The following is a 15,268-nucleotide window of genomic DNA, read 5'->3' on the forward strand; positions in this document are numbered from 1 at the left end:
CTCCTCGCTCCCGTCGCTCATTTCATCCCCGACATTTCCATGCCGTCGATGACAGCGCCCATGAACACCTCAGCCAGTTCCAGCGTGCGCACGGCGGCCCACTTCTGCATCTCCGCATCATCATTGCCTGTGTCCACCTCCAGCGCGAGCCGCGCGGCCGTGACGAGGCTGGAGACGGTATAGGCGAAGCTCACAGCCCGTTCGGGCCTGTCGATATGGGCAATGTCTTTGCCGGTAATCATGCCCGATCCTCCTGCGGATGAGATGCACGGTGAACGATGGTGCCAGCGTTGAACAAAAGCGCGCGGGCCTCAGCCCAAAGCTCCGGGGCTTCATTGTGGTTCGGCAGCCCCACCTCGCCGCGATTGGTATAGGCGTAGACCTTGGCTGTGAAGTCGCGGGCGTTCTCTGCCGGGATAGCCATCAGGCTGTCTTCAATGGCGATCCGGTCCTCGTTCGCCAACTGGAATTCCTCGTCGGTCATATCCCGGCTGTTGAGCGCCACGGTTGCCTCCTGCCAGCGCCGGAACCACTGCATGACCGGCGTTTCCTCTTGAGGGGTGGCGGCGGCGCTGGCCCCCTGCCACCGCCCGGGCGGTAGCGGGCGAGCCTCTGCATCCGGGAAGGCATGACGTTGGATGAAGCCTGCCAGCGGGACCGCAACGGCAGCATGAACGAGGGTGCGCCGCTTCATGACCGGGTCTCCCCGCTGTGCGTCGCCATCCCGCCCCCATTCATCAGGTTGCGCGTGTGGCGCAGCGCGGCCCGCATGTAGCTCCGGGCCTCCCGGATCGGCTGGGGCAACGGGTGGCGGCTTTCGGTCGCGTCCAGCGCCAGCGCGAGGCAGTCGTGGATTTCGTGAAGGGCGGCAGCGGGCAAGCCGAGGCCGTTCCCCGGAATGGGGTTACGCATGTCGGGCTCCTTTCTAGAGCGATAGTCGGGGATTGGTTGCGCCGGGGCGCGGGTCAGGCAGCGGCGCGCAGTTCCGCGCGCAGGGCATCGAGGCGGCGCCAGTCGCAGGGCTCCAGCCGGTCCTTGCACTCGATCAGGAAGATTTCGGCGCGGACTTCCTCAGCCGGGCGGACGGCGGCGGCGATACGAGCCATCTCCGCCGCGACACGGGCAGCGACGGCGGCGGCCTGCCTGGCATCCCACCACACGCAGCGCAGGGCGCGGGCGAGCTTCTGGCGCAGCGGCTCCCGCGAACGGGCAAAGCGGCGCACGATGGTCCAGGCGGCTTTCATGATGGCAGAGCGGTCGTAGGTCATGGCGATTGCTCTATCTCTTGTGATAGATTATCTATACATCAAGATAGGCAGCCTATCAATAGGTTTTCTGTCGTTACTGATAGTTTTTCTATAGGTGGACAGTGAACGGTGAACAAATCCGCGCCGCCCGCGCCCTGCTCGGCTGGACGGCTTCTGACTTGGCCGAAGCATCAGGCGTCAGCTACCCGACCATCCAAAGGATGGATGCCGCCAAGGGGCTGGTTTCCGGTCGGCATGAAACCGTGGAAGCAATCCGCAAGGCCCTTGAATCCCAGGGCATCCAGTTCCTCGAAAGCGGACAGGTGGCGACGGGACCGGGCGTGGCGTTGGGCGGGAGGGTGGCATGAGAGCGCTTGCCATGGCGGCCCTTGCAACCGCACTGGTTTCGGTCGCGCACCCTAGCCAATCGGAGACATTGTTTTCCTGTGGCGCCTCCGCAGGATACGGCTTCTATCCCGTCGGACCATTCAGTCCCGAAGCGAAATGGGAGAAAGACGGTATCTCCAAGGGGGAGATTCAGCTTGTTCTCATCAACAAGGAGCCGGACATTCTGATCCGGGACGTTATTGGCATGAGCTCAGCCCGCGCGCAGGGTGGGCATGTGGTCGTAATCGACGCAACCGATGCGGGATATGTGAGCGTTCTAGTTACCTATCCTGAGGGGGCAAAGGAACTATACACGTTCGACTCTGAGCGCCGGAAGGTCTTTTGGACCCAGCACAAATTTGGCGTCGCCATCGACAAGGTTGCGGCTTTCGTCGCCGACTGCCTGTGAGCTAAGGCGACTCCTGAAATCCGGCAGCCACAAACACCCCATAGGGCGGGCTGCCGATGTTAGGGTAATCTCAGGGTGGCACCCGGCAGGCCCTGACAGCCCATGACATGCGGGCGCACGGGCGTGTATTGGTCGCCCAGCGCCCAGCACATGCTATCAGCCCATCCCCTGCGCAATGGCTCCTGAAAACCCGTCAGCGCCCAGCGCGCAGGATTGCCGTATCAGCCCATCCCCACGCGGGCGCGTATTGCTGTCCGATTGCGGCAGGTGGCCACTATCACCCCATGACGAGGCCCCGAATCGAGCGGGTCAACTTTTATCAACCCCATCCCGGCAGAACATGGGTGAAACCTTGCATATCTGCGGCCTCTGAATTCCCGCAATTTCTTGCGGGTTTCGGCGCAGAGCGATGCTCAGTCCCGGCTGTCCTTCTCCGCCCTCCAGCGTGCCCAGCGCCGCCGCTGTGCTTCACGGATGCGTTCCAGCCCCTCCGGCGTCCTCGCCCCCGTGGACATGCCGCCGTGAAACTTGCACCGCTTTTTGCCGGGTTCCGACTTGCACCGGCAGGACGTGCCTTTCCGCGTCCGGGCCTTGCAGCGCACCTGGAGCTTTGCCCGCTGTTCTTCCCGGCGCTGGGCATCCCGTGCCTCCCAAGCCGTCACCTGTGCCATGAAGGCGGCTTCCCGTGCCCGATCCTGTGCCGCCATCCTTTCAGCCCATCCCACGGGCGCGCGTTTGATGTCAGATTGATCCGGCAGCGTCAGCACCTCAGCCATGCGCCGCACCGCCCATGCGCTGCGGTCCACCTCAGCCTTGCACTCCCAATAGCTGACGGCATGTCGTCCAATGCCCACGCGCTGGGCGAGAACCCCCTGCGACAGTCCGGCAGCCCTGCGGATGGCGGCAAGCTCGGCTCCGGTCATGCCTTGCGCTCCCGCATGGCACGCTTGCGGCAGCCGGTGGAGCAATAGACGGCATCGGCGCGACGATAGAGCGGCACGGGACGGCCGCAGCGTGGGCAGGTCCAGCCATCGCGCTTGAGGTTGGCCAGCACGGCACGGGCGCGGGCAAGGCGGGTTCTGGGGCAGCCCGTGAAAGGCGGCAGGCGGCTTGTCCACATCTCGGCAATGACGACAGGACGGCCGTGCTCGTTCTCCTCATAGGACAGGCCGAACGGGTCAGGTCCGGGCATCATGCCTCCCTGCGTCTAAAATGGGGGTTACAGGCGGGCGAAGGCATTGACGGGAAAGGGTCGCGAGGAGATGACATGGTCATGCCGCCCTCCTGCGCCAGTTCCCCACGGTCTGCGGGCTGCATCCCACCCGTCGCGCAATCTCCCGATCCGACAGGCCGGGCTCTGTGGCCAGCAGATCCAGCACGGCAGCGCGGCGGTCGCCGGTTCTGACCCGTCCAGTCTGGACGGATGCCGTGAAGCTGGCGAAGTCCGCCCGCAATGCGGTGATGAGCGCCTTGTCCGCGTCGATACCGCGCGTGAACTCCTGATTGGCCAGATCGTCCATCCATGCCAGCCGGGCGGCGATGCCTTCGGCGGTGGGCGTGCGTAGCGTGTCCAGCAGATGCACCAATGCGGAGCGCCAGGCTTCCTCCCACTCCCACGGCGTGTAGTCGGGGCAGAAGGCGATCCGGTCATCGGTGCGGGCCTCATGCGCCTGGTAGGCCGCCCATGCCTCCTGCACCGTCTCCGGGACGCGGACAGCGCCGCGCATGGCCTGCCACATCTCCGGCGTTGGTCCGTCGCAATAGCGGAAGTCCCGGTATCCGTAGAGCCCCCTGCGTTCCTCATCGGCCAGCGGGGCGAGGGCATCACGCAAGGCGGCCTCCAGATCGGTCGGCGCGAATACCGCGTCCTCCGATCCGTAGACGGCCAGCAACTCCCGGCAGCGGGCGAGGCGACGGGCTTCCTTCTCGGCACGACGGGCCGCCTCACGGGCCTTGTAGCCCGGTTCCCGCTCCTCCATCCAATCCGCGAACCCCGCGAAGGGATTGCCCGCCTGTGACGCAGCAGGAGATGGGGCGTCCAGTCTGGACAGCGCCTGTTGCAGCGTCATACCTGCGCGGGATGCCAGCGCCTCCGCTCTCCCCCGGGCGGCCCGCCGCTCACCTTCGGTCTTGCCGCCCTGCATCAGCGCCCGGACCTTGCGCAGTTTCTCCATGTCCAATGTGGACGCGTGAACGGTCATGCCGCACCTCCGTTCTCACCGTGGCAATGCGGGAAACTGTCGGCCGCTACCCACGCCCGGCAGATGCCGCAGAACAACCGGCCATCCGGCCCGTGGCGGTCCCATGCCGAAAGCTGGCGCCACTCATCGAGCCGGATGATGCGACCTGTCCATGTGACCGGATTCCCGGCGATGGATCGGCCATGCCGGAACATATCGTCATCATCCTGCCCTGAAGTGGTGAGTGCACGTGGCGAGGCGCCGGGACTGGAATGACTATCCCGCTTGAACTGACGAACTGACAGAACTGACGGAACCTCGGCAGGGGCGTCAGCGCGCGTGGTTGGGTTTGCGTGGATTGAGAGGGTTTTGTCAGTTCTGTCAGTTTGGCACCGCGCCTGTTTCGCCGCTTCGAGCCAGATGCTCATGCCGCCACCTCATGCACGGCGGGGTTGACCGAATAGAGCCTTTTCGGTGCGCCGCCCTTCGATCCCGGCGGCACCTCGATCAGCCGGATCAGATCGGCGGTCTCCAGCATCCGCAGCGCAGGGTTTATGGCGTCCATGTCCTGAAGGTGCATTCGCTGTTTGCGGCGCACATCGCGCGCAGTGAAGCTGTGCCACCCTTCTTCGCGGATCAGGGCAGCCAGCGCGCGGGCCGCCCGATGCGTCTTGCCCCCGGCATTCTCAGCATAGGCGCGGCGGGCCATCGGCAGCAGGTATTCCGCCACCAGATGCCCGGCCCGTCCGAAATGGTCGGCAGTGATAATATGCGGCTCTCCAGCTTCCCCGGCCGCCCATTCCATCATTGCCAGCACCAGCGACAGGCGGACAGCCAGCCCCGGCAGCTTCCCGATGAAGGACAGCAGCAGCCCCTCTGCATCCGCCTCCCACGTCCTGACAGACTGACGGAACCTGTCCAGCAGGTCGCGGGCGGCGTCATCGAAGGGCACGAACCACGGCCGAATGTGCCCTGCCTCATCGGTCGGCATCGCCAGCGATAGAAGGCGGCGCAGGGCGGCATCGAGAAAGCTATCATCGTGCGCCGCGTCCGGGCGCTTGACCGGGGCGGGGTTTGGCCAGACCGGCAGGAAGCGGGCCAGCAGGCCATCATCATCCGATTTCATCAGCAGGCTGCGCAGGCGGTCGGGCTGGATGCCGCCAAGAACGCCAACCGTCAGCCGGTCGATATAGACCGGGTCGCGCCCCATGCGTTCGACCGAAAAGGACCGCCCGCCGTAGGCTTCCAGCCAGAACGGCCGGTCCGATCCGCCGCTATATCGGCTCATGTTCCCCAGCCAACCGGCCAATTCGTCACGGGCCATGAAGGTACCGCGCGGCTGACCCGCCATGATGACCGCCAGTTTCTCCACCGTGGCATCAGAGACAGCGAGGCGGGGCATTGGCGGCTCGGCTCCCGGATCGGCGCTGGACGGCCGCGCGGGCGGCTCATCCCCGGATTTGATCGCGGCTTTGACCGCTTCCTTCCAGGCGCTTTCCGCCAGTTTGGAAACCTCGGCCTTCCCCCGCCAATCTGTCAGGGCCGATTGTGCCGCCTCGCGCAGTTCGCGCTCCACCCGCTTCAATGGCACCAGAACGGCATCCATAGCGGGGCTCTTCCCGGCGCTCGGCAGGCCGATGATGACGGACCAAACCACGGGCGGCTCTGCCCATCCCGCCCAGGGCGACGGCCAGCGGGTGTTGCCCACCAGCGAAGCGCAGACCGACAGAAGCGCCGCCATGACATAATCGGCGGGCGCGCCTTTCGATGCCGCCGCGTCGCGCATCCACGCGCCCCAGCCCGGTGAGAACACATCATCAAGGGGAAGTGCGGGCGGTTCGGGCAGGTCGGCGCGCAGCAGGCGCAAATCGGCGTCAGGCCATTCGGCCTTAAAGGGAATCGGTTCGGGCATGGCGTTCATGCGCTGGCCCCTTTCATGGTGAGAATGTCGTTCCAGTCGCGCCCCTCCGGCGCGGGAAGCAGGCTGACGGTCCAGCCCAAGGCGGTGGCGCGTTCGGCAAGCGCATGGCCAGCAGCTCGGCCCGGTGCGTCACCATCTGTGGCGATGGTCAGCCGGCCCGGCGCAGGCGGCAGGTGCAGGCTCGTCATGCCGGAGGTGGAGAGCGCGGCCCATATCGTCGCCGGGGCGCGCAGGAGCCCGCTGGAGAGGCTGAGAGCGGTTTCAATGCCCTCCGCTACTACAAGCGGCCCGTTGCCCTCAGCGACTCGCACAGCGCCTCCGGTGACTACCCCCAGCATGGCCTTGGCCGGGTTCGCCTCCGCCTTGCCGCTGCCATCGGCCCGCAGGTAGGTGCGATGCACCGCGAAACGGTCGGTACCCTCCACCATCGCCACCATTGCCGGAAGGCGCTGGGCGGTGGGATGCCAGCACGCGGGATGGAAGCGCAGGCTTTCGGGCAGCGCGCAGGTGATGCCCCGGCCGCGAAGGTAGGTTTCTGCGAGCGTGCCACCGATCGGTTCCGCCTCCCGCCAGACGGTGAGCGCCTGACGTTCCCGCTTCTCGGCTTCCCGGCGTTGCTCCGCCTGATAGCGGGCCAGTTCGGCCGGATCGGTCTGGGGAACGGTGCCGCTGCCCTCCACGATGCCAAGGCCGCGCAGGGCGTCCATCACAGCCGCGAAGCTGCACCCAGTCTTGCAGTGGGCCAGCAGCCGTCCGGACGGGCCGTCAGACAGCGACAGGCTGGGGTTGCGGTCGCCATGCGCCGGGCAACGGGCCAAGCCATAGCGGCCATGCCAGCGCCCTTGCAGCGCCGCCGTGATGCGCTGGGCCTCTGTCATTGCGCAGCCCCCCAGAACAGGGCAGCAATTGCCGATGCCTGAGCTTCGGTTAGCCCATGAAGGCGGCGCAGGTAGATCCATTGTAGGCGGGTCATTGCAGCACCGCCTTGCGGGCCTTGCCCAGCGCCTCCAGCACCTCGCCCAGCAGTTCCAGGCGAAAGGCGATGCCTTGCCTGCCGGGGCGATATTCCCCGGACGCGTGGAGATACCAGACGCGGGCATTCACCAACTCCACACCCTTGAAGGTCTCCACCGTGAAGCGGATTTCCTCCCGCGCATTCTTGCGGATGGTGCCCAGTTCGATCATGCGGCACCGCCCTTCACCACGCGGGCTTTCAGGATGTAGCGGGCATGGTTGCCGGGATATGGTCCGCCGTGCGCTTCGTGCCGGGTTTCAATGGGAACGCCCATCTTGCGCAGCTTGTGGACATAGGCGCTCCAGCGCGGCCCCGGATTGGAAATAGGCGTGCAACCCTTTTCCCCGGCGCGCATAAGGTTCTCCATCGCCCACAATTCGCGGCCTTCGATGAAAGCCGAGAAAGGCGGCGAGCCTTCGGGATAGATCGTGAAATGAGCCATGCTCGGCCTCGAAGATTGCAGGCCGGGGCGCTGGGCGCTATTCTTGGACTGTTCCCACAGCCGCAAGAGAATATCGCCGCCGCCCCATGCCTCGGGGTGGCGGTTTTCAGGCGGCGGTTCGAGCGGCTTTCGCCTTCTCGATTACGGCGAGAATTTCCGATTGGGGCCAGCGCGAAAGAGCCCCTAGCTTGATCGGCTTCGGGACCGTGCCATCCGCCACGCGCCGCCAGAACGTCGGAACGCTCACGCCGAGAACCGGGGCGGCTTCCCGTGCGGTCAGAAGCGGGTCAACAGGGATGGCCGTGCTATCGCGCAGGGCCTGAGTTTCGATGCGAGCCATTGGTCAGCCTGTATTCGGGTTGATACTGGCTGACAGGGTGGCGAAACAGAGCGTGAACGAATAGCTGGGCAGGTTAGCAAAACATCGCCACAGGTAGCGAGCCAAACTACCGAAGTTGGTTCAGCCAGCAGGCTACCACCTGAAAATTTGCGGAAGCTAGAAAGGAATCCCTTCGTCTGATGCGTTGCGCACCACGCCAAAATTCTCAACGCTAACAATTACTTGATTATCACAAGGCTCAGTCCCTGTATGGGTTGGGACAGCCCCACCACCAGTTGCCCAGTTCACAACAGCGGACACCTCTGACACCGCTTTTGAAGCGGGAACACCGTCCGATCCTACCATGCCAAATCGGACCGCATTGGCTTTGACCCACTCTTCGACGGTCGCTTTCGCGCTCATATTCGGTTTCGGTTTCTTAACCTCTTCCCAGGCCGCCACCGCACACGCGAGCTTTGGCGAGTATCGCGGATGGGTGGAATCCCTGAAGCCCTCGGGTCGGCCTTGCGGAAAGAAGAACGCGGGGGCGAGGCCCTTAGACGAAAGCCAAGCCTTTAAATCATCCACCAGAATGGTAGTTTCGTCCCACGCGGGTTCCTTGAGCACGTAGAGCGTTGTGGCATTGTGCAGCGTGGCAAGTGATCGGTTGGAAAAGATAGACGTCTGGTAGCCTGATGCTCGAATAAGGGTATCAAACTTTATCACCACCTCATCCGCATTGGCATCAACCACGGTCCGACGTGGTAGTATTTCCCCCATAACGTTGTAGCTGTCATCGATAGAAATCTCATCACGCGCACGAAGCGCAACAGTTGCACGTAAACGATTTGAAAGAACAGCAAGCCGCAGTGCTTTGAACACCGCCTCATATCCCTCGTAATTGCGACGCTGCGATTCCCCGATAATGTATCCATGCTCGTCACGGTCATCTTTCTTCTCGGCAGGGTCGTTGCCCGTAATGAGGATGGCTGCATCGATCACAGAAAGCTCATCCGCCAAGCGCCAATAGTCGAGAGAGGAAAGCCCGCCGTATCCTTCACTGTATCCGTAGCTCAAATCTTATCCCTCACCATCTTTAGCACCTGCCCGGATTGACCCGTAACGTGTTGCGCCCAGCGCGCCAGCAAGGCCCGGCGCTGCTCAAGGAAGTCAGTGCGCCGATAGGCACGCTCCACGGAGCCACCCACGACATGCCCCAGCATGGTTTCCGCCACCTCGTGCGGAGCATCCGTTGCTTCGGCCAGCCAGTCGCGAAGACTGGACCGGAAGCCGTGCGGACGCTCAGCCATTTCGCGACGCTCCATCATGCGAGACATGGTAGCGTCCGAGATGACGCCCTTGCGAACACTTGGGAACAGGAAGCCGTCACGCGCATGGCGGCGGGCCTCCTCGATGACGGACAAGGCCTCCGGCGACAGCGGCACCCGGAAATCTGCCGTGGCATCCTTCCGCCCCTTCATGGCCTCGGCTGGCACCGTCCACACATCTCCGTTGATCTGGCTTTCGTGAAGGAAGCGCAACGGCCCCGACCGAACGCCCGTCAGGATCAGCAGCCGTAGGGCGAGGTGCGTAACGGCTCCATCGTCAAGGCTTTGGTAGAAGACAGGCACCTCCTGCCAAGGAAGTGCGGGGATATTCTCTGCCTTGTGACGCGGTTTTCCCAACAGCGCGCGGGCCTTCTCGGGGGCTTGTAAATCAACGTCCAATCCGAGCGCGGCCGCATGGCGAAGGCAGATATGCAGGCGATTGAGCGCCTTCCGCGCGGTCTCCGCCTTGGTGTGCCAGATCGGGGCGAGGCAGTCGCGAATATCCACCTGGTCAATATCCGCCACCGGCACCCTGCCCAGCTTCGGCAGAACGTGTATTTCGAGCGGGCTGAACCAGCGCCCGGCCGCACCGTCACCTTTCAACTCTGCCTTCCTCGCCTCGAAGGCATCAAGGGAAATATCATTCAGCAGGTGCAGATTGCGGGCAGCCTCGCGTCGGATGCGCTCCCGCTCTTTGATTGGATCCAGCCCAGCCCGCGCCTTTGCACGTTCTGCCTCGGCACTTCGCCGCGCCTCTGCCAGAGACACCGCGGGGAACGCTCCAAGGCCCATCTCGCGGCGCTTGCCATGGACTGTCACGCGCAACACCCACTTGCCGCGCGACGCCTCATCCTTGAACAGCCACAGCCCAGCCCCATCGGCATACTTGCCGGGGGCAAGAGCCGCCGCCCCTTTCGCGCTCAGTCGATTTGAGGCCCGCACCAGTCCACCTTTCAGTCCACCCCTAGATTTAGTATTCTGTGATACTGGATGATTGTGCGTGAGGCCGAACGAAACAGCAACACCCTTTAGAATCAGTGGCGAAGATTTTAACTGATACGGCCTGATGACCAGATATAGAGCCATTCAATGCCGGCTCTGGGCACCACTGATTTCATTTTCAGATTTGCTGCGGTGACCGGCCATATCCAAGCCGGTGAAAGTCACCTTTGCATCGCTACCCGCCTCTGGCCGCGAGCGCGCTCCGCCCGAGCGCAGGCCCTGCCGATCTTCTCGAGGATCATTATCGACGAGAAGAATCTTCGCCAATTTCCACCATGACAAATGCTTCCGCTTCTCGAATAGCGAGACGTGAAGGACATCGCGCTTCTGCCTCGCGGCAGGGTCCATCGCGCGGCATTGTCTTATCTCGTGTTGCCATGGTGACATGCGGCATTCGGGATGGGGATGCTGGGTTCCGCGCCATATCCCGCCCGGCCCCCGACGACAGGGTATTCATACTCCAGCCGGAGCGGAGCGCGTAGCTATCGTCGCTCTCGCGGCGTCGTGGAGAAGGACCAACGCGGGCCGCGGGTGGTTCTCCGTCATCGGGGCGAGATACCCTCTTGGAAGACCGCAGAGCCGATGCCTGCGGCTCCCGTGCAACACCTCTTTCCCGCTCGCAGTGATCCGCTCTCAGGCGAAGCGCTGCTTCAGCGCGTCCGACACGGCTGGCGGGACGAAGCGGGAAACATCGCCGCCGAGCTTGGCGATCTCTTTCACCAGTTTGGAGGCGATCGACTGGTGACGCGCTTCTGCCATCAGGAAGACCGTTTCGACCGACGGATCCAGAATCCGGTTCATCCCGACCATCTGGAATTCATATTCGAAATCGGACACGGCACGCAGACCGCGTACGATGATCGAGGCGCCGACATCCCTTGCACAGTTGATCAGCAGGTTTTCAAAAGGATGCACGACGATTTCAGCCCCATGCAGCTCCGACAGTTCGGCGCATTGGGATTCGATCATCTCCACCCGCTCCTCGAGCGTGAAGAGAGGCCCCTTGTTCCGGTTGATCGCAACGCCGATCACCAGCCTGTCCACCAGGGCGGTCGCGCGCTTGATAATGTCCAGATGTCCATGGGTGACGGGGTCAAACGTCCCCGGATACAGGCCGATGCGCATGCTGTCCCCTCCACTTTCGGGGCCGAAGCAACAATATCGCAAGCCCGGACGCAAGAGGGACGCCGAAAGTTTGCCGAAGTTTTCTGGCCGGGCGGTCGCCTAGTAGCCCATGATCATGCCTTCGAGCGCCTCTTTCTCCATCGACAACTCAGAAAGCCGCGCCTTTACCATGTCTCCGATGGAGATGAGGCCGACCATTGCCCCCTCCTCCAGCACCGGCATGTGGCGGAACCGGCCCTCCGTCATGCGGGAAAGGATGACGACACCCTCATCGCCCGGCGCGCAGGTGACGACTTTGGTCGTCATCATGGAACGGACGGGCGCTTCCAGACAACCAGGGCCCTGACGCCCGATCTCCCGCACGATGTCGCGCTCTGACAGGATGCCGTCCAGCGTTCTGCCGTCCGCCGATACGACCAGGCAGCCGATCTTGCGGGACGACAACTGCCGCGCCGCCTCCGCCACCGTCATGTCGGGGTCGATCGTCGCGACGTTGCCCGAACCCTTCCCTGAAAGAACCTGTCGCACAAGCATGACATTCCTCCTCCCTAACAGCGCTCCCCTCGACAGCCTGACACGTCCCGATCGTCTGTCAAGCGATCGCCTCCAGTCTTGCAACTTCTCTCCGAAGTCCGCTCGCAAGCAAGTCGGCAAAACGATTGAGACGCTCCACCCGACGGTCATCGGCGTGACGGATGAGCCAGAAGCTGCGCGTGAGGCCGAAAGCCTCCGGCAGAACCCGCACCACATTGGCAGCCGAAGGAATGGCGAAGTCATGCACCACCCCGATCCCCGCCCCCTGCCGGACCCAGTTGAACTGCACGGCCACGGAATTGGAACCGAAGGAGACGGTCTCCGCCCCGATCTCCGCCAGATAGTCGATCTCCTTGTCGAAGATCATGTCCGGTATATAGCCGATGATCCGATGGCCCTTCAGATCGGCGAGGGTTCGGATCGGCGGCGCGTTGTCCAGATAGTCGCGCGACGCGGCGAGGTGGAGGTGGTAGTCCGCGATACGCTGTACCGAGAGCCGCCCCGCTTCCGGGCGGCTGACACCCACGGCAAGATCGGCCTCGCGCTTCGACAGGTTGAAGACCCGCGGCAGGGCGACGATCTGCACCTCCAGATCCGGGTGCTCGGCACAGATCGCGGCGGTCACCTGCGGCAGAAGGTAGTTCGCGCAGCCATCGGGTGCCCCGATGCGGATGGCGCCAACGAGCTTGCCCGGTGTTCCGCGCGCCTCCTCCATCGCGCCGCTCACCGCCTGCTCCGCCCGGATGGCATGGGTAAGAAGGCCCTGCCCCGCCTCCGTCAGCGCATAGCCTTGAGGCGACTTGGCGAAGAGCATGGCGCCCAGCCCCTCCTCCAGCCGCGCGATACGCCGGCCCACCGTCGCGGGATCAAGCCGCAGGATGCGCCCGGCCGCCGAGAGGCTCTCGCCCCGCGCAACCGCAAGGAAGATACGAAGATCATCCCAGTCGGAGACTTCCATGCAGGTATCCTTGCAAAACGCTTTTGAGAAACTGCCCCTTCCGCTGGCAAAATTGCAAGACTAAGGTTGCGTCGATTTCTGATGGGAGAGGGAGAATACCGTGAAAGAACTCGGTCACTGGATCAACGGCAAGCATGTACCCGGCACCTCCGGCCGCACTGCCGATGTTTACAACCCCGCGACGGGTGAGGTGCAGGCGACGGTTGCGCTGGCCTCCAAGGCCGAGCTTGACGAAGCCATTGCCGCCGCCGCCAAGGCACAGCCCGGCTGGGCCGCGACCAACCCGCAGCGCCGCGCGCGCGTACTGATGGAATTCGTCCGCCTCATCAACCGCGACATGGACAAGCTCGCCACCGCCCTCTCGTCCGAGCATGGCAAGACCCTGCCGGATGCGCGGGGCGACATTCAGCGCGGTGTGGACGTGGTGGAATTCTCCATCGGCGCCCCGCATCTGCTGAAGGGCGAGTATATGGACAGCGCGGGTACGGGGATCGACCTCTACTCCATGCGCCAGCCGCTGGGCGTCGTGGCGGGAATCACGCCGTTCAACTTCCCCGCGATGATCCCGCTGTGGAAGATCGCGCCCGCACTGGCCTGCGGCAACGCGATGATCCTGAAACCGTCCGAGCGCGACCCGTCGGTGCCGCTGATGCTGGCAGAGCTCCTGACCGAAGCTGGGCTTCCGCCGGGTGTGTTGCAGGTCGTCAACGGTGACAAGGATGCGGTTGACGGCATCCTCGACAATCCGACAATCCAGGCCATCGGCTTTGTGGGATCGACCCCGATCGCGGAATACATCTATTCCCGCGGTTGCGCGAACGGCAAGCGCGTGCAGTGCTTCGGCGGTGCGAAGAACCACATGATCATCATGCCGGATGCCGATCTGGATCAGGCGGCGGATGCGTTGGTTGGTGCCGGTTTCGGCGCGGCGGGCGAACGCTGCATGGCGATTTCCGTCGCCATCCCGGTGGGTGAGGAAACCGCGGACCGGCTGGTGGAAAAGCTGGTTCCGCGTATCGAGAAGCTGAAAGTCGGCCCCTACACGGCCGGCAACGACATCGACTACGGCCCGGTGGTGACGAAAGCCGCACAGGAGCGGATCTTCGGCCTCATCGATTCCGGTGTGAAGCAGGGCGCGGAGTTGGTCGTTGACGGTCGCGGCTTCAAGCTGCAGGGCTATGAGAACGGCTTTTACGTCGGCCCGACCCTGTTCGACCGCGTGACGCCCGACATGGAGATCTACAAGCAGGAGATCTTCGGCCCTGTTCTGTCCACCGTGCGCAGCGAAACCTATGAGGAAGCGCTGAAGCTCACCATGGACAACGAATATGGCAATGGCACCGCGATCTTTACCCGCGATGGCGATACTGCACGCGACTTCGCCAGCCGCGTGAACGTCGGTATGGTCGGGGTCAACGTGCCGATCCCGGTACCGCTGGGCTACTTCACCTTCGGCGGCTGGAAGAAATCCGGCTTCGGCGACCTGAACCAGCATGGTCCGGATGCCTTCCGCTTCTATACGCGCACCAAGACGGTGACGGCACGCTGGCCAAGCGGGATCAAGGAAGGCGCGGTGCTGAACTTCCCGACCACCTGAACGAAGAAGGGGGAGGCATACCCTCCCCCTCCTTTGCAAGGTCAGGACTTGCGGCGGCGCAGGCCGGCCAAAGCCGCAACGCCACCCAGCAGAACAAAGCCCGCCGCAGGCAGCGGAACCGGAGCCGTCACGTCTTTTGCAGTCGCCTCCAGCGAGGCGATGCGGAAGGACGACAGCGGATTGATCGTGCCGATGCCGAACACCGTCCCCGTGTACCCAGAGAGGTCGAAATTGGAGGCAAGCGCAGCCCCGGAGAAATCCCACGGCGTATTCGCGCCCGCGAAGAAGGAGAAGGTGTCAAAGAGACCGACGTTGGAGAAGGCGACATCACCCAGCGTCACTTCCTGATCGAAGGTGAAGATAAGCACTTCATTGACGCCGAACCCATCCAGCTCGTTGCTGTCGAAACGGCCGGCATTCACGCCATGTCCGCCGCTCGCGCGGGTGACAGCAAGCGGCGCTTGCACAAGGTAGGATTGTGCAGTCACGGTGAGGCCGATCCCATCCACGTTGTAGCTGTAGGAGGGAGCTGTTCCGGCAGGGCCGGAAAAGTCGAAAGTTGCAGCCTCCGTCGGCAAACGGGATCAGCAGAGCAGCGGCGACGGTAGCGGCTTTGAGAAATACAGTCATGGTCACACCTGTTACAAAACTAAACTTCTATAAGTTGTATGTCGTCGGGCCGTTCGCCTTGGCCCTTGGCAAGGGCTATGACGTAAATTGTTTAAAATCAAAAACTTTTTGATCGTTCTGTCGGAAACCATTTATTAATACTAATATTAATATGTATATGATGAACAATGCGGA

General features: G+C 63.3%; 22 protein-coding genes. 3 read left to right on the forward strand and 19 right to left on the reverse strand.

What is annotated here, in order from left to right; genetic code table 11:
- Positions 1-17: 17 nt before the first annotated feature.
- From CN97_RS14090 to CN97_RS14105, 4 genes are read right to left on the reverse strand one after another with little or no spacing between them, the layout of a single operon-like run.
- Positions 18-242, reverse strand: a complete 225-nt coding sequence (locus CN97_RS14090) for a hypothetical protein (protein WP_035712738.1) — start codon at positions 240-242, stop codon at positions 18-20.
- Positions 239-694 carry a hypothetical protein gene (locus CN97_RS14095; RefSeq protein WP_035712740.1) on the reverse strand — a complete coding sequence of 152 codons (456 nt, stop codon included), beginning with the start codon at positions 692-694 and terminating at the stop codon, positions 239-241. Before CN97_RS14095 ends, CN97_RS14090 begins: the two co-directional genes overlap by 4 nt.
- Entirely contained in the window at positions 691-912 is a 222-nt protein-coding gene (locus tag CN97_RS14100; RefSeq protein ID WP_035712743.1) for a hypothetical protein, read from the reverse strand. The genes CN97_RS14095 and CN97_RS14100 overlap by 4 nt, the downstream gene beginning before the upstream one ends.
- 53 nt (positions 913-965) lie before the next feature.
- Positions 966-1,268 (reverse strand): hypothetical protein, encoded by a 303-nt coding sequence (locus CN97_RS14105; protein ID WP_035712745.1) that lies wholly within the window; start codon positions 1,266-1,268, stop codon positions 966-968.
- A 101-nt stretch (positions 1,269-1,369) separates the two neighbouring features.
- On the opposite strand from CN97_RS14105, the gene CN97_RS14110 reads away from it, so the two are divergent.
- Both CN97_RS14110 and CN97_RS14115 read left to right on the forward strand, forming a co-directional pair.
- Positions 1,370-1,615 carry a helix-turn-helix domain-containing protein gene (locus CN97_RS14110; protein ID WP_035712748.1) on the forward strand — a complete coding sequence of 82 codons (246 nt, stop codon included), beginning with the start codon at positions 1,370-1,372 and terminating at the stop codon, positions 1,613-1,615.
- Positions 1,612-2,043: a hypothetical protein gene (locus tag CN97_RS14115; RefSeq protein WP_035712749.1), complete on the forward strand. Its 432-nt coding sequence runs from the start codon at positions 1,612-1,614 to the stop codon at positions 2,041-2,043. Before CN97_RS14110 ends, CN97_RS14115 begins: the two co-directional genes overlap by 4 nt.
- 413 nt (positions 2,044-2,456) lie before the next feature.
- Here the strand turns inward: CN97_RS14115 and CN97_RS21135 are convergent, their stop codons facing one another.
- The 14 genes from CN97_RS21135 to CN97_RS14185 form a co-directional block, all read right to left on the reverse strand.
- Positions 2,457-2,966: a helix-turn-helix domain-containing protein gene (locus CN97_RS21135; protein WP_051911267.1), complete on the reverse strand. Its 510-nt coding sequence runs from the start codon at positions 2,964-2,966 to the stop codon at positions 2,457-2,459.
- A complete protein-coding gene (locus tag CN97_RS14125; RefSeq protein WP_035712751.1) occupies positions 2,963-3,235 on the reverse strand; it encodes a hypothetical protein in 273 nt (90 codons plus the stop codon). The genes CN97_RS21135 and CN97_RS14125 overlap by 4 nt, the downstream gene beginning before the upstream one ends.
- A gap of 79 nt (positions 3,236-3,314) precedes the next feature.
- Positions 3,315-4,244 (reverse strand): helix-turn-helix domain-containing protein, encoded by a 930-nt coding sequence (locus CN97_RS14130; protein WP_035712753.1) that lies wholly within the window; start codon positions 4,242-4,244, stop codon positions 3,315-3,317.
- 403 nt (positions 4,245-4,647) lie between these two features.
- Positions 4,648-6,144 (reverse strand): YfjI family protein, encoded by a 1,497-nt coding sequence (locus CN97_RS14140; RefSeq protein ID WP_035712757.1) that lies wholly within the window; start codon positions 6,142-6,144, stop codon positions 4,648-4,650.
- Positions 6,141-7,022 (reverse strand): DUF7146 domain-containing protein, encoded by an 882-nt coding sequence (locus CN97_RS14145; RefSeq protein ID WP_035712758.1) that lies wholly within the window; start codon positions 7,020-7,022, stop codon positions 6,141-6,143. The genes CN97_RS14140 and CN97_RS14145 overlap by 4 nt, the downstream gene beginning before the upstream one ends.
- Positions 7,023-7,113: 91 nt before the next feature.
- Entirely contained in the window at positions 7,114-7,329 is a 216-nt protein-coding gene (locus CN97_RS14150) for a transcriptional coactivator p15/PC4 family protein (protein ID WP_035712759.1), read from the reverse strand.
- Positions 7,326-7,667: a winged helix domain-containing protein gene (locus tag CN97_RS14155; protein ID WP_211253703.1), complete on the reverse strand. Its 342-nt coding sequence runs from the start codon at positions 7,665-7,667 to the stop codon at positions 7,326-7,328. The genes CN97_RS14150 and CN97_RS14155 overlap by 4 nt, the downstream gene beginning before the upstream one ends.
- 40 nt (positions 7,668-7,707) lie before the next feature.
- Positions 7,708-7,941, reverse strand: coding sequence for a helix-turn-helix transcriptional regulator (locus CN97_RS14160; protein ID WP_051911268.1), 234 nt, complete (start codon positions 7,939-7,941; stop codon positions 7,708-7,710).
- 156 nt (positions 7,942-8,097) lie between these two features.
- On the reverse strand, positions 8,098-8,997 hold the full coding sequence (locus CN97_RS20725; RefSeq protein WP_131389452.1) for a hypothetical protein: 900 nt from the start codon (positions 8,995-8,997) through the stop codon (positions 8,098-8,100).
- A complete protein-coding gene (locus CN97_RS14170) occupies positions 8,994-10,190 on the reverse strand; it encodes a tyrosine-type recombinase/integrase (protein ID WP_035712765.1) in 1,197 nt (398 codons plus the stop codon). Before CN97_RS14170 ends, CN97_RS20725 begins: the two co-directional genes overlap by 4 nt.
- A 144-nt stretch (positions 10,191-10,334) precedes the next feature.
- A complete protein-coding gene (locus CN97_RS20730) occupies positions 10,335-10,517 on the reverse strand; it encodes a hypothetical protein (RefSeq protein WP_131389450.1) in 183 nt (60 codons plus the stop codon).
- 366 nt (positions 10,518-10,883) lie between these two features.
- A complete protein-coding gene (coaD, locus tag CN97_RS14175; RefSeq protein WP_035712766.1) occupies positions 10,884-11,375 on the reverse strand; it encodes a pantetheine-phosphate adenylyltransferase in 492 nt (163 codons plus the stop codon).
- A gap of 99 nt (positions 11,376-11,474) precedes the next feature.
- Complete coding sequence (locus tag CN97_RS14180) at positions 11,475-11,909, reverse strand: CBS domain-containing protein (RefSeq protein ID WP_035712768.1); 435 nt, start codon at positions 11,907-11,909, stop codon at positions 11,475-11,477.
- 58 nt (positions 11,910-11,967) lie between these two features.
- Positions 11,968-12,867 carry a LysR family transcriptional regulator gene (locus CN97_RS14185; protein ID WP_035712770.1) on the reverse strand — a complete coding sequence of 300 codons (900 nt, stop codon included), beginning with the start codon at positions 12,865-12,867 and terminating at the stop codon, positions 11,968-11,970.
- 100 nt (positions 12,868-12,967) lie between these two features.
- Here CN97_RS14185 and CN97_RS14190 point away from each other — a divergent pair, with 100 nt between their 5' ends.
- Positions 12,968-14,464: a CoA-acylating methylmalonate-semialdehyde dehydrogenase gene (locus CN97_RS14190; protein ID WP_035712772.1), complete on the forward strand. Its 1,497-nt coding sequence runs from the start codon at positions 12,968-12,970 to the stop codon at positions 14,462-14,464.
- Between the two features lie 41 nt (positions 14,465-14,505).
- On the opposite strand, the gene CN97_RS14195 is transcribed toward CN97_RS14190, so the two are convergent.
- Positions 14,506-15,042: a VPLPA-CTERM sorting domain-containing protein gene (locus CN97_RS14195; protein ID WP_084684183.1), complete on the reverse strand. Its 537-nt coding sequence runs from the start codon at positions 15,040-15,042 to the stop codon at positions 14,506-14,508.
- Between the last annotated feature and the right edge of the window lie 226 nt (positions 15,043-15,268).

It is taken from the genome of Haematobacter massiliensis, assembly GCF_000740795.1.
Lineage (GTDB): Bacteria > Pseudomonadota > Alphaproteobacteria > Rhodobacterales > Rhodobacteraceae > Haematobacter > Haematobacter massiliensis.

Coding starts and splice junctions, on each gene's coding strand:
- CN97_RS14100 (WP_035712743.1), bottom strand. CDS start 912: ATGCGTAACCCCATTCCGGGGAACGGCCTCGGCTTGCCCGCTGCCGCC.
- CN97_RS14115 (WP_035712749.1), top strand. CDS start 1,612: ATGAGAGCGCTTGCCATGGCGGCCCTTGCAACCGCACTGGTTTCGGTC.
- CN97_RS14180 (WP_035712768.1), bottom strand. CDS start 11,909: ATGCTTGTGCGACAGGTTCTTTCAGGGAAGGGTTCGGGCAACGTCGCG.
- CN97_RS14095 (WP_035712740.1), bottom strand. CDS start 694: ATGAAGCGGCGCACCCTCGTTCATGCTGCCGTTGCGGTCCCGCTGGCA.
- CN97_RS14150 (WP_035712759.1), bottom strand. CDS start 7,329: ATGATCGAACTGGGCACCATCCGCAAGAATGCGCGGGAGGAAATCCGC.
- CN97_RS14090 (WP_035712738.1), bottom strand. CDS start 242: ATGATTACCGGCAAAGACATTGCCCATATCGACAGGCCCGAACGGGCT.
- CN97_RS14185 (WP_035712770.1), bottom strand. CDS start 12,867: ATGGAAGTCTCCGACTGGGATGATCTTCGTATCTTCCTTGCGGTTGCG.
- CN97_RS14130 (WP_035712753.1), bottom strand. CDS start 4,244: ATGACCGTTCACGCGTCCACATTGGACATGGAGAAACTGCGCAAGGTC.
- CN97_RS14145 (WP_035712758.1), bottom strand. CDS start 7,022: ATGACAGAGGCCCAGCGCATCACGGCGGCGCTGCAAGGGCGCTGGCAT.
- coaD (WP_035712766.1), bottom strand. CDS start 11,375: ATGCGCATCGGCCTGTATCCGGGGACGTTTGACCCCGTCACCCATGGA.
- CN97_RS21135 (WP_051911267.1), bottom strand. CDS start 2,966: ATGACCGGAGCCGAGCTTGCCGCCATCCGCAGGGCTGCCGGACTGTCG.
- CN97_RS14160 (WP_051911268.1), bottom strand. CDS start 7,941: ATGGCTCGCATCGAAACTCAGGCCCTGCGCGATAGCACGGCCATCCCT.
- CN97_RS14105 (WP_035712745.1), bottom strand. CDS start 1,268: ATGACCTACGACCGCTCTGCCATCATGAAAGCCGCCTGGACCATCGTG.
- CN97_RS14140 (WP_035712757.1), bottom strand. CDS start 6,144: ATGAACGCCATGCCCGAACCGATTCCCTTTAAGGCCGAATGGCCTGAC.
- CN97_RS14125 (WP_035712751.1), bottom strand. CDS start 3,235: ATGCCCGGACCTGACCCGTTCGGCCTGTCCTATGAGGAGAACGAGCAC.